The organism is Haloarcula rara, from assembly GCF_029338235.1.
Taxonomy (GTDB): Archaea; Halobacteriota; Halobacteria; order Halobacteriales; family Haloarculaceae; genus Haloarcula; species Haloarcula rara.
Genome location: NZ_CP119785.1, coordinates 3,000,913 through 3,023,347, shown reverse-complemented (window position 1 = coordinate 3,023,347; position 22,435 = coordinate 3,000,913). Strand labels below are relative to the sequence as shown.

The following is a 22,435-nucleotide window of genomic DNA, read 5'->3' as shown; positions in this document are numbered from 1 at the left end:
GTCATGCAACGTCGCCACCTCGCCCTCCTGTCCGTGCTCGCGCTGGTCGCTCTGGCCGGCTGTACCGGTCTCTTCGGCCCCGAAGAGGTAGACGAGGGGAAACTGAACGAGAACGCCACCTACGACTGGGAGACGGAGACCAACGCCTCGATAACCCTAAACCGCACCTCCTACCAGGCGGTCTATGACATCCCGAACAACTCATCGTACACCATCCACAACCGGGACGACCTCGGGCGCGAGGAGAGCGTCCCCGTCAGTGCGTTGCGCTTTCGCTTCGATAACGGAACGGTCATCAGCCCCGCGAACTCCTCGCTGACGGCCCGACAGACGGGGCGCTCGACCGTCATCGAACTCCCGAACGACAGCAGCGGCCAGGTCGCCTACACCGCGCCGCGTCAGGGCAAATCGTTTACCACGCCGGTGTACACCGAGGGGTACACCTACGCGGTGACGCTCCCGCCGGGTCGACGGGTCGGTATCCCGCTGCTGTCGCAGGTCACGCCGGGGAACTACGAGACTGACACCAACGCGACGACCGACCGGATGACCGTCACCTGGTCGGAGCCGGTCGAGTCCCGCGCGATACGGGTCCGCTTCTACCTCGAGCGTGACCTCTACGTCTTCGGTGGCCTCGCGCTCGTCGCCATCGTCGTCGGGAGCGTCGGCACGGTGTACTACTGGCGTCAGCTCCAGGAGGTACGCCGCCGCCGACAGGAAGCCGGCATCGACCTGGAAGAGGAGTACGACGACGAGGACTTCGGCGACGACGGGCCGCCGCCGGGTATGCGCTGACTCCGCTCGGTTTCGGCTTCGCTGGTCGGCGATGAATTATGTCACTTCAGGTAGTAGTCATTGCTATGCCGACTGAGACATACGGCCAGTGGATGGGCACGCCGATGGACAGCCGCGACATCGACCGACTGCTGACCGACAGCGGCTGGGGCGTCCTCTCGCTGGCCGAGGGCGACGAACCGTACAGCATCCCCGTCTCCTTCGGGTACGACGGCGACGACGTCTTCCTCGCGCTCATCAGAGACAGCCCGGAGAACACCAAGTTCGACTTTGTCGACGACGGCCAGCGGGCCCGCCTGCTCGTGACAGATATCGGCGGGCGATTCGACTGGCAGTCCATCGCCGTCACCGGGACCGCGCGGGCGCTCTCCCGGGACAGCGGCGAGTGGGACCACGCCGTCGAGACGCTGGACGACAACGCCTGGTTCTCGACGGACTTCGAGCGTGCGGAGGGTATCGAGGAGATAACCGCGTGGCGACTGGAGGTCGACGAGATTCGGGGGCTGGAAGTGAAAGAAGACGAGAACTGAGCGGTCGCGGCTGGCCCGAGAGACTCGGTGGTAGTGTGGTGTTCCCCGCCCTGCCGCCAATGTTTAAATCCGATGGGGAGTCCAAGGTCGGCATGCAACCGGTTACTATCTCGTCACCTGTAAGCGCCCCCTGGCAGCGACCACGCACAGGGGGGCGGTGACAGTGGCACCGCTCCCGGTCGAGGTCCTGCTTGGCATCTCGCACGGACTCCTGATGAGCCTCGTGCCAGTGGTCGGCGTCGGAGCGATCGCGTTCGCGTTCCAGTACGTAGAGGGCACGGAACTCGCCCCGCCACTGGTCGTCGTCTGTGCGCTTCCACTCGGCTTTGCCGGCGGTATCGTCACGGGACTTATCAACCTGCCGACGGTCGCGGCGGAGCCCGTGGCCGTGCTCCCGCGACTGCTGACCGCCGCGCTCGTCATCGGACTGGTCTCGATGTACGCCAACAGCCAGGCGTCGAAGCTGGCCGAGCGCCTGCCACGCGACCGTTCCCAGCCGACGAGTCGGGAGCGGCCGCTGGCGCCGGCAGCGCTTGAGGCCGTCGACGGCAAGGGTCACGTAACTATCTCGGCCGTCGGCGACGTTCGCGACGTCGACGGGTACTCCCCGCTGCAGGCGGACCTTCGCGCGGAACTGGCAGACCAGAGCTGGCAGTTACCGGCCGACATCCCCATCGTCGAGATGGAGGCCCGGCTGGAGGACCGGCTCCGGAGCACGTACGACCTGCCGGCGGTCGACGTGTCCGTCGACGCCAGGGGGACCGCGACCATCGCCGCCGCACCGCCGTCTAGGAACCTCGCGGGGAGCATCCCGGACGGCTGGCGAGCGGTGTCAGTCGAGACGCTGCTGCCGACCGGACTGTCGGTCGGCGACGAGGTGACCGTCACGGCCGGTGAGGAGACGGTCGACGGCGTCGTCCTGGGCACGACCGACGAGGTGGCCGACGACCAGTGGGACGGTGCCACGGCGCAGACGCCGTCGACTGGCGGTCGGGGGCTGGCGACCGTGGCCGTCCCGACTATCGACGCGAGCACGCTGCTCGAGTCCGAGGAGCTGACACTCTCGGTGAAACCGGCCGGTGCCCGCGAGGAGTTCCGCGCGTTCTCGCTGCTGGTGCGGGCTGGCCACTCTATCCGGAAGGTACTGCTGGACGACCGGACCCGGAAGCAACTCCAGGCCACCGACGAACCGATCGAGGTGCTCGCGCTCCGTGCGGCGGACGACGGCGGCGCTGCCGACAGCAACTGGACGTTCTCGCCGGGCCACCTGAACGGCGACGCCGCGTTCGTCCTCGGCGATGGACCGGTCCTCGACAGAATCGTCTCCGGCGAGGAGACCGTGGGGGTGGGTCAATGACCGGGCTCGTCGTGCTCCAGATAGTCACCAGCTGGACACAGACGGCGATACTGAGTATCCTCGGATTCGGGCTGCTCGCCCTGGTCACCGCGTCAGCGCTGTCGTTCGTCTTCCGGCAGTACACCACCAGACAGCTCCCCGCCGGTGCCGGGATGTTGCTGGGCGTCTCGTTTATCGCCGTCTGGCTCGCCGTCGACAGCGCGCTGACGGGGACCCTCGTCGGTGACACCGGGCTGGCCCACTACGGGACCGGTGCCTTCCTGCTCGGGACGTTCGTCGTCAGCGCCGGCGCCGCCGAGTTCGGTCGCCGAATCGGTGACCGTATCGGCTGTGACGTCTTCGACATCACGCATCTCGATGCACAGACGGACGCTGTCGACCTGCTCCAGTCTGCTCGGCTCGTTGTCGAACTCCGGGCACCGACCCAGATAGCGGACGCGGACGGCTACCTGTCGGCCGACGACGACCTGAAGGCCGAACTCGCGGGCCGTCGGTTCCGCTTCCCGCGGCGGCTCGATGTCGAGGACCTCGAAACGCGGTTCGAGACCCGCATTCAACAGGATTTTGACCTCGATTACGTCGATGTCTCCCTCGCCGAGGACGGGACCGTCGAACGGGTCAGCGTCGGTGTGAAACCCTCCGGGCTGCGCCTCGCTGCCGCCGAACACGGCCGGTGTCGCCGTCCGCGCGACGCCGCTCCCTGAGGCCGGTGTCGGCGATCCGGTCGAGGTCTGGACGACTGGCGAGACCGAGCAGTTCGTCACCAAAGGCGAGTTCCGTTCGACGGACGGCGAGACGACGACGCTGCTCGTCGACGAGGGCGACGTGGCCAAGCTCGACCAGAGTGAGGAGTATCGCCTGGTGACACACCCGGACACGTCCAGCGACCTGGCGGAGTTCATCCCCGTCATCCGGGACGTAGAGGAGACGATGACGCGAGTGATAGTCGAGGCCGGCGGCCCGCTCGAAGGCGAGTTCGCGGGCTGGTTGCCCGTCAGTGTCCCAGTCATCGACCGCGCGGGGACCGCCATCCCGTTCCCGGCCGAGCGTGAGACGCTGCAGGCGGGCGACGTCGCGTACGTCATCGGGACGCCCGCCGATATCGCCCGGCTCGACCAGTACGAAGCGGACAGGGAACGTGCCCGCCGGATGGTCGACGAGTCGGCAGAGCAAGTAGAGGCCGTCGGCGACGACTGACCGACGGCGGCCACCGTCACGGGCGTGTTGACCTTTTTATCGGAAGGCGAAGCGAGATACCGTATGGTTAGAGTCGAAACGTCTACCGACCGGCGGGCCGGCGTGACCTTCGTGACCGCACAGGTCACGAACACGCGGTCGACGCCACAGACGGTCAGGATGCGTGCCAACGTGGACGGGCCGATGTGGGAGCCTCGGTCCGGAAGCGGCCGGTCGCCCGAATGGGGGGAAGAGACGTGGGAGACGACGATACTGCCCGGACAGACCCGCGGTATGGGCTTTGCGACGCCGGTCGAACCGACCGATTCGATGACGAAACTTGTCTCGGTGACCAGACAGGAAGATGCCGGCACAGCCACACGTGAGGAGGCAGTGCTGGCGGAACTGGACGAGTGGTCACCTCCGTCCGACATCATGGTCGAAGAGCAATGATAATCACAGTCACCGGCGGGAAAGGCGGCGTCGGCAAGTCTACGACCACGCTCAACCTGGCCCGCGAACTGGACGGCGTCGCGGTCGACGCGGACCTTGCGACCTCGGACCTCCCGCGGGGTCGAGGGCCGGATATCCACGACGTTCTGGCCGGTCGCGCCGCACCGATGGACGCGGTCGAGTGGCTCGGCTCGGTCCGGGTCCTCTCCTGTGGGCGGACACTCGAGGGGCTCGGGCCGCCGAACTCGACGAGTTGCCCCGCACGCTCGACCTCCTCGACCGGAAATACAAACACGTCGTCGTGGACACGCCGGCCGGGTTGGCGCGTGACGTCGGCGTCCCAGTGGCAAGCGCCGACGTTGTCCTGCTGGTCACGACGCCGAAGAAGCCGGCGTTGCTGAACGCGCTCCAGACCCGCGAACTCTCACTGGACCTCGATACGCCGGTGGCGGCCATCGCGCTCAACAAGGCCGGACCCGAAAGCGAGATGCCTGACCGACTGGAAGACGAATTCGGCGTTCCGACGACCGGAATCCCGGAGAGCGAGGCCGTGGCGGCGGCACAGGAGACCGGCATGCCAGTACGTCAGGCTGACCCGGACGCCGAGGCGCTTGAACGATACACTGAGCTGGCACGCACGATACAGGAGTGCGAACAGCGTGGCGGTGGCGCGCGAAACTCGATTGGCAACACCGGACGCTGAGACCCAGGCGCTGTCATTTCTCCGGACCACAGTTGTCTGTCCGAACGGCCAGCGACCGGTGGATGACCTCCGGATACAGTGTGTAGGTTCAAAAGGAAGAGGCGGCGACTCTCAGTATGATTGCTATCGCCGGTGCGAAGGGGGGTTGTGGAAAGACCACCGCTGCGCTTGGCATCACCGAAGCGTTCGCACGAGGCGGGACACCGACGCTGGCAGTGGACGCCGACCGTCAGCTGCCCGACCTGCACGTGACCGCCGGACTGGAGCCGGAACCGACGATCGCCGCCGTCGAGAATCACGATTCGCCGACCGACGTCGCACAGACGAGCGTCCGTGCGGAGGACGCGATGGTGCTTCCGGCGCCGCGGTCGTCCCAGAGCGTCGATCTCCAGTCGACACTGGAGACGCTCAAACACGCAAAACCGCAGCTGGTCGTCGACTGCCCGTCGGGCGCCGGACCCGACGTGGTCGAGCCCCTGTCGGTTGCCGACGAGATTCTCGTCGTCACGGACGGCACGAACCGGAGTGTGAGTGCCGCCAAGACGACCATCGACATCGCCCGTCGTCTGGACGTACCGGTCGTGGGTGTTCTGTTGAACCGCTGTGAGGCGGTTCCGGACGAAGTCGAGGCGTCCCTGGACGTCCCGGTACTCGGGATGGTTCCGGACCGGAGCCGGCCGCTGCAATCGTCTGACGTACAACATGCCTACGACGACCTCGTCGGGCGAATCAAGACCACGGATGGCGACGAGGCCTGGGACACCGGCGACCAGACCGTCGAGCGGCTGCCGACCGGCGTCGAGGCCATCGACAGCTCACTCGACGGCGGGCTGCTTCCGGGAACCGTCGTCGCGCTGACCGCCGACCCGGACGGGCATTCTGAGTTCCTGCTCTACGAGCTGACGACCACGCGTGGGACGCTGTATCTCACGACGGAGCGCTCTGAGTCCGTCGTCCAGCACGCCATCGACTCCACTATCGCGTCGGCGGGGAAGCCGACTATCAGGGCGCTCGACGCGGGGGATCCGCTGGCGGAGGCGACGCAACTCGTCGAACAGCTGCCAGAGGGAGCGAACCTCATCATCGACTCGATGTGGTTGCTCGAACAGCAACAGCCCCAGCGGTACAACGAGTTCCTCAACACCGTAACCGAGGTGATGCAGGAGACGGACGGCATTGCGATGCTTCACTGTCTGGACCGGCCGGAGAAGACCAACAACCGTGGCACGACAGAGTACTTCGCGGACGTGGTGTTCGACCTCGAAGTCTCCACGGAGACCGACGCCGTCGACCACCGGCTCATGATTCCAAAGTCCCGCCGTGAGCGAGCGCCGTCGGAATCGATAGTGCTCGACCTCTCGACACAGCAAATCATCGGCGACTGATACTGCCGGCTGTGTGTTCGTGAAGATATTCACACCGCAGGGTGACGAATTACGTCAGTTTGTTACAGTCGGCAGTACGAGACGGGCTGTCGGTCCCTCGTTTCGGCTCCGAGACGGAAGGACTACCGCTATCCGTCCGAAGGCTGGGCGGGACAGACGATAGCGCTGGTATACTCGGCGCGTCGGCCGCTTCAAACGAGAGGTTTCAGGTCTTTCACCGTCGAGCGAATCGTCATCCGGGAGACGTTCGCGAGGTCGGCGGCAGCGCTCTGGGTGAGGTCGACGTTCTCTTCGAAGGCCGCTTTGTACAGGCAGGCGGCGGCTACGCCGCTTGGGTTTTTACCGCCGACTTTACCGTTCTCTGAGAGGATGACCGCGTATTCGCGGGCCAGGCTCTCCACGCCGCTTTCTAGGTCCAGCTCGGAGGCGTACCGCGGGAGATACTCCGTCGGTTTGATGGGGCCGACGGGCAGGCCCAGATCCCGGTTGAGCGCGTCGTAGGCGGCTTTCAGCTCCGTCCGTTTGGCTCGTGAGACCTCGGTTATCTCCTCCATCGTCCGGGAGATAGACAAGGACCGGCAGGTCGCGTAGACGGCGGCCGCGGCGAACCCTTCCAGCGAGCGACCACAGAGCAGCTCCTCGTTCTGTGCGGAGTCAAAGAGCGCACAGGACTGGTCCCGCACCGAATCCGGCAGGGAGAGCGACGAGACGAGTCGACGAATCTCGGTGTAGGCGTACATCTTGTTTCGCTCGCTCTTCGATGAGAGGCGCGCCTGATTGTGCTGTCGGCGCATCCTGACGAGCTGGCGTTGCCGTGAGCCCGACACCTCAGTGCCGGTCCCGAACCCGATCTCTGTCGAGAGGCCGCGGTCGTGTCGGGACCGCGTCAGGGGGCGCCAGTTCGGCGTTTCTCCGACTCCTCCCCGTCGACCGCCATTCCGGCCCACGGTCTATATTGTCCTCGCTGCAGACGAGCCCACACTCGGTACAGATTTGCTCGTTCTTACTGGATTGGATGTCCCCACCACACTCAGTACAACTTGTCAGGTTTACTTGCCCCATTTTTCACACCCACTCGAACGATATAATAGTAATCTCAGGTAGATTAAAAAGTTCCGGTCTTAAAAATTTGTAACTGGTATTAAAATATATCATGTGATAAATAGTTGTAACTAAAACTCTGGTCGGCCGATCCGAACGCCCCCGGATGGGTCCTATCGAAGAGTTAAGTACGTGCCAGGTCGAACGAACGGTATGGCTATCGACCCGGAGTTCGAAACCAGTCGTGACATCGTCGAACAGCACGAGGGTCACGACGTCTGGGGTCCCGTCGAGGAACCGGAGACGCTCGGTATTCACGGCACACACGTCGCCGTTGATTTCGACATCTGTATCGCCGACGGCGCCTGTCTGGAGGACTGTCCCGTCGACGTCTTCGAGTGGGTGGACACCCCCGACCACCCCGAGAGCGAGATAAAGGCCGACCCGGCTCACGAGAACCAGTGTATCGATTGTATGCTGTGTGTGGACGTCTGTCCCGTCGACGCCATCGACGTCGACCCCGGTCGAGCGGGTCGGCTCTAGTCCTCGTCCCCGGATTTTTTGAGATACGCCGCGAGACCGGCGGCCGTCGCGACGCCGGTTCCGACGAGTACCTCCGTAGTCGGGAGGTCATCTGAACCGCCGTTTTCGGTCGCTTGCGTTCCCGTCGCCCGTTCCGTTTGCTGGGCTCTCTCGCCACTCGCTTCGCCCACGACGGTCAGTACGATAGCGTCAGTGGTGACACGGTCGTCTTCGTAATCGAACTCGAAGCGAGCAGTGTAGCTTCCGGCGGACTCTGCAGTAGCTGACAGCGAAATCGTCGTCGTCTCCTCGGTCGACAGCGGTCCGACTGCCTCTGGGGCCGAGACGGACAACCCCGAACTTTCGACACTCGCCGTGAGCGAAGGCGAGGCGCTCTGATCGCCCGCGTTCGTCACCGGCACCGCTACCGTGGTTTCGCCGACTGACAGCTCTCCCGTCTCGGGAGTCATGACACGAACGGTGGGTGGAACGGCGACGTCGGTAGCCGCCGAATCGGCCTCTTCCCGGGCCGTCTGTGCCTCCGATTCGAGCTCGCGGAGGTCCTCGGCTATCGTCTTCGCGCTTTCCCGCCCGACGGCACCGTCCGTCTCCGTGTATATCTCCGCCTGTCCGAGGAAGGCCGACCGGGCGACGCTGATACCGGCGTGTGGGTCCTGGAACGCCTGTAGCTTGTCTCGTCGGTCCCGGACGTCCTGTTCGATCCACTCAGTTCGGGTCCGTTTCGCGACTGGCTCCGTCTGTCGCTTGGTCCGATGCCGAGCCGCTGCGGCTCGCTCACTCAGCGCGCTGTCCTCGTACGTCGAGGTGATATCCGAGACGGCGGTCGACGCCGCCTCGACGTCGTCGTCTTCGACAGCAGATACGAACTCGTCCAGCAGTGTGGTGATTTCACTCATTGGTTTGGCAGTGGGGTTCCGGCTATAGCACTATCCAGACCGCTCTGACTGTACTCTGCGATGTCAAGCACACCGGCAACACCGAGTTCGAAGCCTGAACGCGCCAGTACGCGCTGTGCGTACGCGAAATGGGCCGAATAAATCGGCTCGATCAGTCCAGCGATGTCTTCGATTTGAATGTCCTCGTCGTCGTTGAGGAAGTCCAGAATCGCCAGTATCGAACCGAAGAAGTCCAGATCAGTAAGCGTCTCTTTGATAACCTCGAGCTGCTCGTGGACCGTAGTGGCTATCTCGACCATCTCGTCGCGGGCGTGTTGGTAGCCGAGCCCGGCCCCGGTGTACCCCCCATCCAAACCACCGACAGTTTCGGGCGACAGTGACGTCCGGATTTCCTCCAGTTTCTCGTCGGCGTTGTTCATGATTTCGGTGAACGCGGCCGTCTCCATCAGGTCCCCGGCGAACTGGGCCACGATCGAATCGAACTTGTCCGCTGCGTCCCCTTGCAGCGTGTTCTCGACCTCTCCCTGGTCGTCGATGTCTTCGCCGTTGGCGATATCGACCAGAGCCTCGTATAAGATTTGCGTGTAGCTGACCAGCCCGCCAGATAACTCCTCGGCGAGCGGTTCCGACACCTCTTTTATAGCATCATGAGATCTGGTTACGACATCGTTGAGTCGGTCGTCGATGCGTTTCCCGAGGCCGGCCGAGATGTTATCGGTAATCTTTTCGATCAGCTTGGTCTGTAACACGATCGCCACCAGCAGTTCCAGCGTCGTCTTCAGAACGTTGAACTCCGAGTGTGGCAGTTCGATAGCGCCACCGGAGCACCCCTCCGGCGCGGTAATGTCGCCGTCCAGCGGCGGGTCCCCGATGAGCGAACGGCCGTGGAGATACGATTCCATCGCCCACTTCGACCGATCCAGTAGCTCCCGCCGCTCCGTGTTCGGTATCCCGGGGTCGTCCCGATAGCTCTTCAGGGCCTCGCTCAGGTCGGCCACGGTCGACGAACTCACGTCGGTGTCGCGCTCGAAGGTTCGTAGCGTTCGAACGGCATCGCAGTAGTGTTCCTGTACCACCTCCTCGGAGAGGGGGTCGTCGGTCGAGGACTGTGTCCCCGAGAGCACCGTGAGTCGCACAGGAGAGGTGTCCTCGCCGACGGTCCCGTGACTCTCGAGGAACGTGAGTCGACCCGGGCTGGCTGGGATGGCTCGACTCATGAACTCCCTGCTTTCCCACTTCTCCTGGACCGTCCCGTCGGTCGGGTCGAGCGTAAACACCCACCCGTTTTCGTTATCGTAGGTGGAGATGTCGTCGGTCAGGAACTGCGCGTAGATAACGCCGTTCGCCGCGCTCAACCGCGCCTCAGTGACCCCGTTTTCCGCCGGCAGGGGAAGGTCGGCGCTAAACGCCAGCTGGCCGCCCTCACGAGCCGACAGGTCCCACGCTTCGAGATAAAAGTCGTCCTTATCATCACCATAAAACAGTAGATACATGTTGTCGTTCAGAAAAACAGGCGAAGATATGTCACTGTGGATGTTTCCTGTGTAACCCCAGGTAGACTCGTCGTGGTTGTTGGCGAGTACAGTCCCGTCAGACTTCGACACTGCGGACCATTTATCGTCGCTCGAAAGGAAGACTGACCCCTGAAAAAGGCTAATCGTGTGACCGAGGTCCATTATGAGCTCTGCCCACGAACGCTCGAAGGCGTCCCCAGTGTCAGTCCCGACTTCGCTCAAAGTCCCTTTGCTCATCCACCAATGGACCGCCACCGTGTCGTCGCTTACTGCTATACTGTAGGGGTTGTATAGGCTGTCCTCTCGCCATTGGACCGTCCCGTCAGTATCGAGGGCGATTACCTCTCCACCTGGGTTTCCAACGATATACTCTACCGTTACGTAAACCCGATCACCGTAGACCGTCGGATAACTCCCGAATTTCGGTTCAGCTCCGCGGGAGTTCTCATCGTATTCGGCCACCTCGGTGACTGTTTTCGACCAGACGATGCTCCCGTCGTCTCGCGAGAGGGCGTACAACTCGTCCCCATAGACATACACGTGGTCGTCGCCGACAGTGGGCGTGTGTTCGACTGTCCCGAGGTCGGTCTTGTACCACTTCTCGGACGCAGTCAGGAGGTCATACACGGCGATGCCGTCGGGTCGCTGGACGTACACTTCCTCGTCCGTCACCGCTGGCGCCGTCAGGGTCGACGAATCGAGAGATCCGGAAACCCGATTGTGCGGTACGTTCTCCTCCTCGGTGAGGGGATACGACCAGCCTGTTTCGAGATCCCGTATCGGTGCCGAAGTCCCTCCGACGGTCTGTAATCGTCTCGACCCACCTCGGTGCTGTGGCCACCCTATCGACCGATCGCTGTCCGTCCCTGTACTTTGAGCTCGACCGAGCGGCGTCAGTGTACTCGCCCCCATCAAAGCGAGCACTTCTCGTCGGGAGAGATACGATAGCCTGCTCATCACAGATAGAACCCATTTCGTGATTAAATAAACCTTTGTTTAATCGGATTTAAAGAACAAAGCTCTACCACCAGTTTTTGAGGAGCCAGGGATAGAGCACACAGTCAGTCCACTGCACTCAGTGGAGATTTTAACCGCTCGGCTACCACGATTGTCCGCATTACTTCTCGGTACGTAATTCGAATGTAGGCTTATTGCCATCTCCCGGTAATACCCATTACCGAGGGTTGTGATACCAATGAACACAGTAGTGCTGACCAAAGGGGTCCCCGACTTCCGCGAGGAGCAGGTCTCCTTCGACGAGGACGGCCACCTCGAACGCGGCAAGACGCCGACGGTGATGAACCCGAACGACAGGCCCGCCTTGCGGGCGGCGCTGCAGGCGAAGGTGCGAACGGGCGGGACAGTCTCGCTCATGAGCATGGGACCGCCGGGGTACGAGGACGTGCTGCGGGAGGGGATGGAAGACGTCTACGCCGACGATTGCTATCTCCTCTCGGACCGGGAGATGGGCGCGGCGGACACCTGGGCGACGGCGATGACCGTCGCCACGGGCCTCCAGCGGCTCGCTGACTCACCTGACCTCGTCGTCGCGGGGTTCAAGACCGCCGACGGGGAGACGGGCCACACCGGGCCCCAGACCGCCTACTGTCTGGGCTGGCCGCTGGTGACCCACGTCACCTCGCTCGACGTCGATGCAGCGGCCGGTCGGCTCCGGGCGGAGCGACTCGTCGACGGCGACGCGAGCGAAGTGGAGACCGTCGAGGCGCCGCTCCCGTGTTTCGTCGTCGCCGACCCGGAGTTCGAGCCGACCTATCGAACGGCCAGCCATCGGCTGGCTCACAAGGACCTCCGGGATGCGACACAGCAGCGGGCCCGGAACCTGGAAGACCACCTGACGGTGTGGGACCACGAGGACCTGAACCTCGACCCGGACTACATCGGGCTGGACGGCTCGCCCACCATCGTCGCCGGGGTGGACCCTATCCCGAAGGCGCCCGCCGAGCGCGACGCCACGGTGGTCGACGGCTCGCGGCCGAGCGAGCTCGAACCGGTCCTTTCCGAACTCACGCCGTACGCGGCGGGTGACTGACGATGCCCGAACTGGACCCACGCGAGTACGAGATAGCCGACCTGGGACCGAAGCTGAAGGAAATCGAGGACCCCGACGAACTCCGGGCGATGCTCGAACTCGAACGGGAGGGCGACGGTCGGCCGCCGGTCGAGACGCTCATCGAGGACCGAATCGAGAAGGTATCCGGGGACGATGACGAGGACCTGGATCCCGAGACCGTCGACCTCGCCGAACGCTCGGTCGCGGACGTCGCCAACATGGTCAGGAGCATAGACGACGCGGACGTGTTGCGCGATATCCTCGAACGGGAGCTGTCGGGCCCAGACCGCGCCAGTGCAATCACCCAAATTGAGGGCCGTATCGACTCCCTCGAAGGCAGCGAAGCACACGAGGAACCCGTCGATACCGTCCCGCCCGAGGAGAAGTATCCCGAACTCGACCACCCGACCAACGAGAAGCAGTGGGTCGAGGGGACCATCGGCGGCGACTACCGCGATATGTGGGTGTACTGTGAGACGCAGGCCGGCGCCCTCGCCGAGGTCTCCAGCGAGATGCTGGGGAAGGCCCGCGAGCTGATGGACGACTACAACGAGAGATACAACAGCTCTGAGCGGGTCGTGGCGGTCCTCGTCGGCGCCGACGCGAGCGACTACGTCGACGAGGTAATCGCCTGCGGCGCGGACCTAGTGGTCTATCACGAAGACAGTCGATTGGAGCGGTTCCGACACACGCCATACACCGAAATCGTGGTCGATATGATGCGTGCCGGCGGGGAGCTGGCCAGCGAGGGCCACGAGACCGTCGGCTGGAAGGACTACCACGAACCCCGGTACACGCTGTTCCCGGCGACCAACAACGGCCGGGACCTCTCGGCGCTGGTTCAGGGGGCGCTGGACTCCGGGCTGGCGTCGGACTGCTCCGGGCTGTACATCGAGAGCGAAGTGATATCCAACCCGGCGAAAGTCGGTCAGGCGGGCGAGAAGAAGGAGTTCGACCGGGTACTACATATGAAGCGACCGGACTTCTCCGGATTCGAGTACTCGACGATTCTGTGTATCGACAAACCGGACCGGGACTTCCACCCGCAGGGCGCGAGCGTCATCCCGGGGAGTTTCCCGGTTCCAGACCCCGACCCCGACCGCGAAGCCGAGGTCGTCGAGTACGAGATGGCACTGGACGACGGCTGGTTCACCGTCGACGTGACCGACGTCGAGCGGCTGACGGGTGGCGTCGACCTCGCGGGCAACGACGTCGTCGTCGCTGTCGGCCGGGGCATCGCGGACGACCCGACGCGGGGTGTCGAACTCGCGCTGGACCTCGTGGACGCCTTCGACGACGCCGACCTCGGGCTCTCCCGTGGCGTCATCACCTCCTCGTACGCCTTCGAGAGCCACGTCGAGGACTACGTCACCGAGGAGCGCCAGATAGGCGAGTCCGGCCAGGTCGTCGAGCCCGATATCTACATTGCCGCCGGTATCTCGGGGGCCATCCAGCACAAAGTGGGCTGTGACGAGGCAGACACCATCATCGCGGTCAACACCGACCCCGACGCGGACATCCGGGACTTCTCGGACTACGTAATCGAGGGCGACCTCTTCGAGGTGTTGCCCAGACTCACCGAGGCCGTCGAAGCGGGGCGACTGGCCCCGGTCATGGAGGCCAGCGATGACTGAGCACGAGCGATACGAGGCCGTCGTCGTCGGCTGTGGGCCCGGCGGCGCCGCCGCGGCCGCCGCGCTGGCCCGAAACGGCGTCGAGACGCTCGTGCTGGAGCGCGGTGTCGACGCCGGTTCGAAGAACGTCTCGGGCGGTGTTATCTACGCCGAGGAGAGCGCGCCCTACACCATCGAGAGCCTCTTCCCCGGCTTCCGCGAGCAGGCCACCGAGCGGCCGGTCACTGACAACTACATCCATAACGTCGCCGGCGACCGGGTGAAGACGTTCGACATCGGCGAGTTGCACCACCACGACACCGCCTGGGCCGACTCAGTGCTCCGGCGGCCGATGGACTCGTGGCTGGCCGAGCGCGTCCACGAGCGCACCCGCGAGACCGGCGGCGGGCTGCTGACCGAGATACACGTCACTGGGCTCCTGCGAGAGAACGGCGAAATCGTCGGCGTCCGGACCGAGGAGTTAGCGCCCATCGAAGCGGACCTTATCGTCGCCGCCGACGGCGTCAACTCGGAGCTGGCCCGGGACGCCGGCCTGATGGACTGGGACGACCCCGCGGAGTGGTTCCAGGGCGTGAAAGCCGTCGTCGACATGGACCCCGCGGTCCTCGACGACCGCTTCGACATCGACCCCGACGAGGGCGAGGCCCACCTGTTCTCGGGCGACCTCTTCGACGGCGTGCGGGGCGGGGGGTTCCTCTACACCAACCGGGAGTCGCTCTCTATCGGGACCGTCTTCCACCTCGACTCGCTGGCCGACGAGCGCGCAGAACCGCAGGAACTGCTGGACGCACTGCTCACTCATCCCCTGCTGGCCCAGTGGCTCGGCGAGGAGTACCGCGAGCGCGAGTACAGCGCCAAGCTCGTGCCGGACTCGAAGAAGGTGGCCCACGAATCGCCCCACGATGACCGACTCGTCCTGGTGGGTGACGCGGCCGGCCAGATGCAGGCCCAGGGCCCCATCATCAAGGGGATGAACCACGCCGTCTCGGCGGGGGCGCTCGCCGCCGAAGCGTTCGCGGACGCCCGCTCGCGGGGCGACCCGCACCGCGCAGGGGAGTTCTACGAGCGGAAACTCCGCGAGGAGGGCGTCATGGCGAAGCTGCGGCCCCGTAGCTACGACCTGGTCGGTCGCCTCAGCGAGATAGACGCCGTGGACAGGGTCGCCACCGCCGTCGCCGACTCCGCGCTGGGACGGCTCGGTCTGCGGGCGGCGCCCGGGCTCCTCGAACGCGCCTACAACTCCCCCCGGCTCGTCGCGATGGTTCCCGATACCGGACTGCCCTACGTGATGCTCCCGACCGTCATCGGCGAGGAGCTGGGTGAGGCCGTCGATGCCGAGAGCCGCGTCGACCCGCCCGAACTGGACGAGCGCATCGGCGAGTTGACCTACGACGTGGGCGAGCCACACATCCGGCTGGTCGACAACTCCTTCGGGGCCTCGGGGACGGCCGTCACCGCCTGCCCGGTCAGCGCCAAGGAGTTCGGCGGCGGCTGCTACCGCGACGAGCGGGTCCGGACCAACGGTCACGAGGAACACCTCGTCAGCCTCGACACCCAGCCCTGCGTCGAGTGTGGCACCTGCGCCGTCGTCGCCGACACCGAGTGGGAACACCCCGCCGGCGGAAAGGGCGTGGACTTCGACCAGGGGTGAGCAGGCGTGAGCAAGGCAATTTCGGTCCGGGTTCGACAACTGGACCGCCGGGCGGAACGGACCGACGACGGCTTCGACCCGGACCCGCCCGACGAGGCCCGCGCCGAGGAGCTCCTCCGGCGGGGCGTCGGCCCGACGGTCGCCCTCTACTGTGAGGCCCGCACTGGCGACGCCTGGCACCGCTTCGACGAGGCAGAGTTCGAGCGACTCGAAACGGCGCTTGACCGATGGCTCTCGCTGTACGGCGCCTGCTACGGCGTCGACCTCGATGGGACGTATCCGGTCCGAACCGCCGCGGAGCTGCTGGTCGACACCCGCGATATCGGAGACGTGGCCGCGGTACTCACCGGCGTCCCGGACCGATAGCGGGGGAGCCACCTGGGAACAACCTCGCACGGTGTCCGCGATAACCTTTGACGTATTGGGGCGTGGTACCGTGGAGCATGGAACTCACCGAGCCACTGCGGTTCGACCACCCGGACAGGCGGGAGATATACGAGTACGTCGAGTCACGCGGAACTGTCGATGCCGAGCAGGTTCGCCGGGCGCTGGGCATGGAACAGCATCCCTTCGGCCACCACCTCGTCATTCTCAGGCGCAAGGGGATGGTGACACGCGAGGCGGACGAGCTGCGTATCGCCTACGAGGACACGGAGACCCACTCCTACGAGACGGCGCAAGCGGAGTTCACCATCCGGCAGGCCCGGCAGGAAGACCTCGACGGACTGGTCGGGGCGATTCGAGCGGCCATCGGGAGCGGGGAGTACGTCGACGCCGAGACGGTCGCGGACATCGTCGACAGCGAGGGCGTCATCATGCGCCACAACGACGTGGAGTCGCGCATCTTCTTCGTCGCCACCGTGGGCGGGGACGTGGTGGGCTGGGTCCATCTGGAACGGCCCGAAACGACGAAGCTCAGCCACACGGCCGAACTCACGGTGGGCGTCCTCGCCCAGTACCGCGGCCAGGGCATCGGCAGTCGGTTGCTAGAGCGTGGCACGGAGTGGGCGGCCCAGCGGGGCACTGAGAAGCTCTACAACTCCGTTCCCTCGACGAACGAAGCGGCAATCGAGTTCCTGGAGGCCCACGGCTGGGAGACCGAAGCGGTCCGGGCGGATCACTACAAACTCGGCGACGAGTACGCCGACGAGGTGATGTTGGCCCGCGAGCTCCACAGTAACAATTGAAACGATTTACACACCGATCGCACTACCGTCGTGCGATCGGGTGTGCATTGGATTTCAATGGCTACTGTGAGGCCACTCGCCCTCGCGGCCCGACAGCGGCTCCGGGACCACGCCGTCCTCGGTCGCGGGACCGCGTGCGTGGGCCGGACAGACCAGCCGGTCGTCGGTCCACGGAATCCGGAGTCGCACCGCCGCGGTTCGCTCACAGCCGTCTGCGTCGCAGGTCGTCATAGCAGCGCGACGCCCAACATCGCGAGCAGTATCGAGCCGGTCAGCAGCGCCTGCGCGACGCTCGAGGCCAGCATCCCGGCGGTCGTGACGAGGGCGGCTTTCAGTCCCTGCCGGGCGTCCTGCTGCCGGTAGAACTCGACGGCAAAGACCGTCGCGGCGACGCCGAGAATGATGCCCAGCGGGCCGGTCAGGAAGAACAGCACCAGCGCGACCACGCCCGCGAGCAGTGCCGTCGTGTTCGAGGCCCCGCCGGCGCGGGCCGCGATAGCCCCGCCAAACCAGTCCACGACCCAGGTCAGGACGCCGACGAGGACGAGCGCGACCAGCAGCCCGAGCCCGGGCTCGCCGGTCGCGTACCAGTAGGTGAAGACGCCGACGAGGGAGAGCAGGGCGCCCGGGACCTGCGGGACCAGACTGCCGACGACCCCGGCCACGAGCAAGAGGAACGCGAGGACCACCAGCCCGGTGTCGATGGTGAGAAACATCAGGTGACTACTGTTCGGGGTAGAGGCGTGTCAACGTTTCGACCGCTCCGCCGACGGCCCGCTTGCACTCGCGCTCGGAGACGAAGTCCATCCCGTCGGCGACATCGCCCCACGGGCGGGCTTGTAACACCTTCCGGACGAGCAGTCGCTCCTCGCGGGCCGACAGGGCGTCAGGCTCGGCCAGGGCCACGAGGTGCCGGAGTGTGAGCCGGCGGAACGGGGCCGGGTTCGTATCGAGGATGGACGCGCCAGTCGGGAGGCCGGCGACGAGCGCCACTCCCACGCCGAGAGGTCGAGACCAGGCTCGGCCTCGGCGGCCGCGAGCGCGCCTCGGACCACGTCGGGCTCGGCGTCGTCGAGCGCGTCAGTCAGCGTGGCGCCGATGCGGTCACAGAACCAGCCGCTGTGACGGGCCGAAAGCTCGCGGCCGGCGTCGCTGCAGGGATCCATCATCACGGCCGAGTACTCCCCGCTGCGGTCGTTGCGCGAGGTCGAGAGGTGCAGCGTCCGGTAGCCGTTCGCCCGCCAGAAATCCAGGAGTTCGGGCGTGGCCCCGAACCCGACGCCCAGCCAGTCCATCTCCTCGGCGAACTCCCGTCGTATCTCCGAGAGCAGCGTCGAACCCAGCCCACGCGAACGGACGGCGCCGTGTGTGGCGATGCGGAGGACGCGCTGGCCGACGGGTACGCCGGCGTCCCGGTCCCGGAGCTGTGTCGTCAGTACGTCCGGAATCATGTTGCCACGGATTCGGCCGCCCTCGTACATCCGCTCGCGCGTCTCGGCGTCGAGGGCGCCCTCCTGGGCCAGCAGTGCCACGGCGACGACGTGGCCACGCTCGGTCAGTGCCCGCACGGTGAGATTCGGGGCGTCCAGGAGCCGCGCGAGGTCGGTCGGCTCCGTCCGGTAGTGGGCCAGCACGAGCAGCCCGAACGTCTCCCGGAGCAGGTGCTCGTCGGAAAGCAGGTCCGCCGACGTGAGACAGCGGTAGGTGGCCGTCTCGGGAGTCGCGTCCTCGACGACTTGTGCGACCGGCGGCCGGGCGTCAAGCATGAGCGCCCGGAACGCCCACACCTCCACGGGGTCTGCGTCGGCGTACCGTATCGGTTCGGTCATCGAGACCTCGGCGACTGCGTGGTCGGCGTCGTCGAGCCGGTCGCGAAAGCGGACCGAGAACCCCCGGCCGGCCCCTCGTAGCCGTGGACGGTCGTGGTGAAGGCCGCTGAGGGGGCCGAAAGCAGCGCTTCGAGCCGTCGGACCGGCAACGCAGCGGCCTCGTCGACGAGCACGACGTCGGGCTCGCCGGGCAGGTCGACCGCCCGTGACGGCGGCTCGAAACGGATGCATCCCTCGTCGCCGGTCGCCGTTCTGACGGTCAATCGCTGGGGGCGGCATCCTGGTCGCCCTCGACCGACACCTCCAGCGTCTCTCAGCAGCGCCTCGGCGCGGGCGAACAGCTCCCCGGCGCTCCGGTACTGCGGGGCGGTCACGAGCACGTCCAGCCCGTCTCGGGCGAGGTTCGCGGCGGCCAGCCCCGCGGCGCTGGATTTCCCGCGACCGCGGTCAGCTTCGACGACGACGGCGTGGCCGGGCTCGGCGAGCGCTTCGAGGGCCTGGACCGCGTCGCGCTGGTCGGCACTGTGACAGGCCCCGTAGGTCGCCCCGGCGAAGGTGTGGTCTGCCGGCGGGTCGGGCGCCCGCTGGCGTCGACGCGGCGGCGGGTCGGTCAGCCCGGATTGCTCGACGGTGTCGCCATCGCCGTCGACGGCGACGACGCCGATACCGCGGTGTGCTCGGATAGTCTCGACCAGCCGACGGCGGAAGTGGCCGGTCACCTGGTCACGGTGGAAGGGCGGCACCGCGAGCGAGTCGTCGAACGCGTCCCGGCGCGCCGGCCAGTCCTCGAGGGGCGGTGTCAACAGGAGGAGCAATCCGCCGCCGTCGACGGCGCCGACGGCGGTCCCGAGCGCGTTCGGGCGGCACGCCTCGTGGCCGTCCACGACGACGGCCGACTGGGTCCGCCCGAGGAGTTCGGCCGCCCGGCGCTGCTCGTGGCGCTCGCAGTCGACGAACGGTTCGGGACCGAGGACAGTCGTCTCCTCGACCGGGATATCGGTCCCAGCCAGCGCCGTGGCCGCTCGCTCGCGGGTCAGTTGGGGGTCGCCGGCCAGCACGAGCACCCGCCGTTCGTTCGTTCGCTGGGCCTCGGCACGCAGCGCCCGGGCCAGTTCCATACCGGCCCTGCGAGACGGGCGGCCATGGAACTGACGGAACGCCGGTCTCACTGGTCAGGCGGTCCCCACGGTCGTGGTGCGTCGGGCGGAGCCGGCCCCAGGCGGCCGGTCCACTCGCCATACCAGGGACTGATAGCTGGGACGCTAGGGTTTTACCCCCCGACAGCGTTGGTGATTTCAATGCCACAGGTCGTGGTCCCGGTCCGCTATCCGCTGACGAAAGACTCCAGACGGACGCTTGCCGAGGCAATCAAAATCGCCGAGGGGGAAGACGCAGACCTCACCGTCCTCCACGTCAACCTCTACCAGAAGAGCACCCGCGTCTCGCGGGCCGAACTGAAACGAGCCGTCGAGGAGGCCTTCGGCCACGTCCCCCGGAGTCGGTATATCGTCCGGTCGGGGATGCTCGTCGAGGAGACGATTCTCGACGAGGTCGCCGCGAACGACGCGGATATCGTCGTCATCGGCTCGAAACAGGCCAGCCGCTGGCGGAAGATGGTTCGCCGGCTGGTCGACGACCCCGACATCGAACGCTTCCTGCGGGAGGAACTCGACTGCGATATCGTCACCGTCTCCTCGAACGGGGCGCCGCGTCACTCCCCGTCGGCCTCAGTGGGCTGAGGGGCGGACGGCCCCGGCTCGCCCCCGTCGGTGGGGACACCAATCTCCCGCCCTCGCTGCTCGGCCATCGACACCTCCATCGCACCGCTCGTCTCGTCGAAGTGCAGATGTGAGTGGGGGTACGCGAACTCCACGTCGGCGTCGTCGACGAGGGCCGCGAGGTTGGTCTGGACATTCGAACGGGCCGCAAGCAGCTTGTACGGTTCGCTCACCCAGTAGCGAAGGGTCAACAGGACGCCGTGGTCCCCGTACTCGTTGATGTAGCAGGTCGGCGACGCGGGGTAGCGGGCCGCACCGACGCGGATGTCCGGGCCGCCGCCGATGACGTTGTCGACCTGGCGGGCCGCCCGTTCGATGATGGTCCGGGCCTCCTCGATGTCGCTCTCGTAGGTGACCAGCACGTCGAGTGAGAGCCGCATACGAGGGTCTTCGGCGGAGTAGTTGACGACGTCACGGTCCCGCATCGACCCGTTCGGGATGACCAGAAAGGAGTTATCGAGGGTGAAAATCTTCGTGTGTCGGAGCGTGATGTCTTCGACGAAGCCGCGCTGGTCCCGGTCGGCCAGTTCTATCATGTCGCCGATTTCGTAGGGCTGGTCGGCAAGCAGGAAGATGCCGGAGATGAAGCTCCCGACGATGGGGGCAACGACGACACCGACCACTGCAGAGAAGACCGCGACAGAGAGGGTGATATCGCCGAGTCTGATACCCCAGACGCCCAGTATCGAAAGGAGACCAAGCAGATAGATACTCATGCGAGTGCCTCGCAGCGCCGTCCGTGTGAGGCTCGGCCGACGGAACCACTGGGCGATGCGCCGACCGAACAGCCGGACGACGAGCCGCGAGACCGCCAAGGTCAGCACGACGATGATGACAGTCGAGAGTACGCGGGCGACCCACAGGTCGACAGCAAAGGGTAGCCACGAGAGTATCGCCTGGGTCAGGTCTGACGCCTGTCCGGTCCCGTTTGGTGCTGCACTCGACGATTGCAGCAACAGCAAGACGTGACCGGGATGCATGGAACACAGTGGTGGATACGGCGAGAAAAGCGTTCCCCCTCGAAAAAGGCAAGCCGCGGGCTGTCGAAGATGGGGCCATGCCCAGTGCCGACAGCTCGGCACCGCAGTTCGCGGTGACAGATGACGCCGGCGATATCGACACGCTCGTCGTCGGGTTCACGGAGTACGGTCTGGCCGGCCTGACCGCCGTCGACTATCTCTCGGACCAGCTCGATATGCGGCAGGCGGGCCATCTCGAGGCCGCCGGCCCGCCCCACATCACGCCCTTCGAAGGCGGCGTGCCGCGCCATCACACGCGCCTGTATGTCGACGAAGAGCGCTCTCTCGGTGTCGTCGTCGGGGAACGCATGGTCCCGGTCGAGGCGGTCCCGGGGGTCGCAGACGCCGTCTTGGCGCTCACAGACCGACTCGGTTCTGAGAGTCTCAGTGTCCTCTCTGGCGTCCCGGTCGCCCACGGGCCGGACGACCACGTCCCGTTCTACATCGCGACCGAGGACTACCGCGAGCGCTATCTCGCCGACAGCGACGTCCGACCGATGGGGACCGGCTTCCTCGACGGCGTCACAGCCGAGCTCGTAGCCAGCGGTATCGACGACGACCTTCCAGTCGGTGTGTTCACCACGCCGGCCCATCCCCAGGCCCCCGACGCGGCCGCTGCCATCCGATTGCTGGAGGCACTGACGGAGACGCACGAAATCGACGTCGATACGGGTCCGCTGGAGGCGTTCGCCGCCACCGTCGAGGCCCAGTACCGCGCGCTGGCCGAACGCATCGAATCGGCCGACGAGACCGCGATGCCTGACGACCGGATGTATATGTGACCGACCGTCTACTCCGTACGTGATACACTGTCTGTCCCGTGAGTACAGGTATCATACAAAGTATACCGATTATTTCTGGAAGACGTAGCGG

At 65.6% G+C, this 22,435-nt stretch carries 20 protein-coding genes and 4 pseudogenes; 17 read left to right on the top strand and 7 right to left on the bottom strand.

Going from position 1 to position 22,435, the window contains the following annotated elements:
• Positions 1–3: 3 nt before the first annotated feature.
• The 9 genes and pseudogenes from P1K32_RS16195 (at position 4) to P1K32_RS16155 (ending at position 6,399) form a co-directional block, all read left to right on the top strand.
• Positions 4–795 carry a DUF5803 family protein gene (locus P1K32_RS16195; protein WP_276250714.1) on the top strand — a complete coding sequence of 264 codons (792 nt, stop codon included), beginning with the start codon at positions 4–6 and terminating at the stop codon, positions 793–795.
• 65 nt (positions 796–860) lie between these two features.
• Entirely contained in the window at positions 861–1,325 is a 465-nt protein-coding gene (locus tag P1K32_RS16190) for a pyridoxamine 5'-phosphate oxidase family protein (protein ID WP_276250713.1), read from the top strand.
• Between the two features lie 163 nt (positions 1,326–1,488).
• Entirely contained in the window at positions 1,489–2,682 is a 1,194-nt protein-coding gene (locus tag P1K32_RS16185) for a DUF8167 domain-containing protein (protein ID WP_276250712.1), read from the top strand.
• A complete protein-coding gene (locus P1K32_RS16180; protein ID WP_276250711.1) occupies positions 2,679–3,386 on the top strand; it encodes a DUF8167 domain-containing protein in 708 nt (235 codons plus the stop codon). Before P1K32_RS16185 ends, P1K32_RS16180 begins: the two co-directional genes overlap by 4 nt.
• Positions 3,337–3,501 (top strand): annotated as a pseudogene (locus P1K32_RS17895) (DUF8167 domain-containing protein); the annotation flags it as partial. The gene P1K32_RS16180 and the pseudogene P1K32_RS17895, both read left to right, overlap by 50 nt.
• Positions 3,502–3,507: 6 nt before the next feature.
• Positions 3,508–3,879 carry a TrkA C-terminal domain-containing protein gene (locus tag P1K32_RS16175; protein WP_276250710.1) on the top strand — a complete coding sequence of 124 codons (372 nt, stop codon included), beginning with the start codon at positions 3,508–3,510 and terminating at the stop codon, positions 3,877–3,879.
• A gap of 63 nt (positions 3,880–3,942) precedes the next feature.
• Positions 3,943–4,311: a DUF7857 domain-containing protein gene (locus P1K32_RS16170; protein ID WP_276250709.1), complete on the top strand. Its 369-nt coding sequence runs from the start codon at positions 3,943–3,945 to the stop codon at positions 4,309–4,311.
• Positions 4,308–5,014: pseudogene (locus tag P1K32_RS16160) on the top strand (MinD/ParA family ATP-binding protein). The gene P1K32_RS16170 and the pseudogene P1K32_RS16160 overlap by 4 nt, the downstream one beginning before the upstream one ends.
• 116 nt (positions 5,015–5,130) lie before the next feature.
• Entirely contained in the window at positions 5,131–6,399 is a 1,269-nt protein-coding gene (locus P1K32_RS16155) for a DUF7125 family protein (RefSeq protein WP_276250708.1), read from the top strand.
• Positions 6,400–6,590: 191 nt separating this feature from the next.
• On the opposite strand, the pseudogene P1K32_RS16150 reads toward P1K32_RS16155, so the two are convergent.
• Positions 6,591–7,461, bottom strand: a pseudogene (locus P1K32_RS16150) (transcription initiation factor IIB).
• Positions 7,462–7,653: 192 nt separating this feature from the next.
• Here P1K32_RS16150 and P1K32_RS16145 point away from each other — a divergent pair.
• A complete protein-coding gene (locus P1K32_RS16145; protein ID WP_276250707.1) occupies positions 7,654–7,983 on the top strand; it encodes a 4Fe-4S dicluster domain-containing protein in 330 nt (109 codons plus the stop codon).
• On the opposite strand, the gene P1K32_RS16140 is transcribed toward P1K32_RS16145, so the two are convergent.
• Both P1K32_RS16140 and P1K32_RS16135 read right to left on the bottom strand, forming a co-directional pair.
• Positions 7,980–8,879 (bottom strand): CARDB domain-containing protein, encoded by a 900-nt coding sequence (locus tag P1K32_RS16140; protein ID WP_276250706.1) that lies wholly within the window; start codon positions 8,877–8,879, stop codon positions 7,980–7,982. The two genes, P1K32_RS16145 and P1K32_RS16140, sit on opposite strands and share 4 nt — an antisense overlap.
• On the bottom strand, positions 8,876–11,065 hold the full coding sequence (locus tag P1K32_RS16135; protein WP_276250705.1) for an outer membrane protein assembly factor BamB family protein: 2,190 nt from the start codon (positions 11,063–11,065) through the stop codon (positions 8,876–8,878). The genes P1K32_RS16140 and P1K32_RS16135 overlap by 4 nt, the downstream gene beginning before the upstream one ends.
• A gap of 523 nt (positions 11,066–11,588) precedes the next feature.
• On the opposite strand from P1K32_RS16135, the gene P1K32_RS16130 reads away from it, so the two are divergent.
• The 5 genes from P1K32_RS16130 to P1K32_RS16110 all read left to right on the top strand — a co-directional run bounded on the left by P1K32_RS16130 (position 11,589) and on the right by P1K32_RS16110 (position 16,936).
• Positions 11,589–12,443, top strand: coding sequence for an electron transfer flavoprotein subunit beta/FixA family protein (locus P1K32_RS16130; RefSeq protein WP_276250704.1), 855 nt, complete (start codon positions 11,589–11,591; stop codon positions 12,441–12,443).
• A gap of 2 nt (positions 12,444–12,445) precedes the next feature.
• On the top strand, positions 12,446–14,098 hold the full coding sequence (locus P1K32_RS16125) for an electron transfer flavoprotein subunit alpha/FixB family protein (protein ID WP_276250703.1): 1,653 nt from the start codon (positions 12,446–12,448) through the stop codon (positions 14,096–14,098).
• On the top strand, positions 14,091–15,749 hold the full coding sequence (locus P1K32_RS16120) for an FAD-dependent monooxygenase (RefSeq protein WP_276250702.1): 1,659 nt from the start codon (positions 14,091–14,093) through the stop codon (positions 15,747–15,749). Before P1K32_RS16125 ends, P1K32_RS16120 begins: the two co-directional genes overlap by 8 nt.
• Positions 15,750–15,755: 6 nt before the next feature.
• Positions 15,756–16,115: a DUF8055 family protein gene (locus P1K32_RS16115; protein ID WP_276250701.1), complete on the top strand. Its 360-nt coding sequence runs from the start codon at positions 15,756–15,758 to the stop codon at positions 16,113–16,115.
• Positions 16,116–16,192: 77 nt separating this feature from the next.
• The gene (locus tag P1K32_RS16110; protein WP_276250700.1) at positions 16,193–16,936 is read left to right on the top strand and encodes a GNAT family N-acetyltransferase; all 744 of its coding nucleotides are present in this window, start codon (positions 16,193–16,195) and stop codon (positions 16,934–16,936) included.
• Positions 16,937–16,990: 54 nt separating this feature from the next.
• On the opposite strand, the gene P1K32_RS16105 is transcribed toward P1K32_RS16110, so the two are convergent.
• From P1K32_RS16105 to tmcA, 3 genes and pseudogenes are all read right to left on the bottom strand, one after another.
• Positions 16,991–17,167 carry a DUF8014 family protein gene (locus P1K32_RS16105; protein ID WP_276250699.1) on the bottom strand — a complete coding sequence of 59 codons (177 nt, stop codon included), beginning with the start codon at positions 17,165–17,167 and terminating at the stop codon, positions 16,991–16,993.
• Entirely contained in the window at positions 17,164–17,652 is a 489-nt protein-coding gene (locus P1K32_RS16100) for a DUF456 domain-containing protein (protein ID WP_379690561.1), read from the bottom strand. The genes P1K32_RS16105 and P1K32_RS16100 overlap by 4 nt, the downstream gene beginning before the upstream one ends.
• A 7-nt stretch (positions 17,653–17,659) precedes the next feature.
• Positions 17,660–19,883: pseudogene (gene tmcA / locus P1K32_RS16095) on the bottom strand (tRNA(Met) cytidine acetyltransferase TmcA).
• Between the two features lie 180 nt (positions 19,884–20,063).
• Here tmcA and P1K32_RS16090 point away from each other — a divergent pair.
• Positions 20,064–20,504: a universal stress protein gene (locus tag P1K32_RS16090; RefSeq protein WP_276250698.1), complete on the top strand. Its 441-nt coding sequence runs from the start codon at positions 20,064–20,066 to the stop codon at positions 20,502–20,504.
• Here P1K32_RS16090 and P1K32_RS16085 read toward each other — a convergent pair.
• Positions 20,477–21,523 (bottom strand): mechanosensitive ion channel family protein, encoded by a 1,047-nt coding sequence (locus P1K32_RS16085; protein ID WP_276250697.1) that lies wholly within the window; start codon positions 21,521–21,523, stop codon positions 20,477–20,479. The genes P1K32_RS16090 and P1K32_RS16085 overlap by 28 nt on opposite strands.
• Positions 21,524–21,600: 77 nt before the next feature.
• Between P1K32_RS16085 and P1K32_RS16080 the strand changes: the two genes are divergently transcribed.
• Complete coding sequence (locus P1K32_RS16080; protein WP_276250696.1) at positions 21,601–22,344, top strand: proteasome assembly chaperone family protein; 744 nt, start codon at positions 21,601–21,603, stop codon at positions 22,342–22,344.
• Positions 22,345–22,435 lie beyond the last annotated feature (91 nt).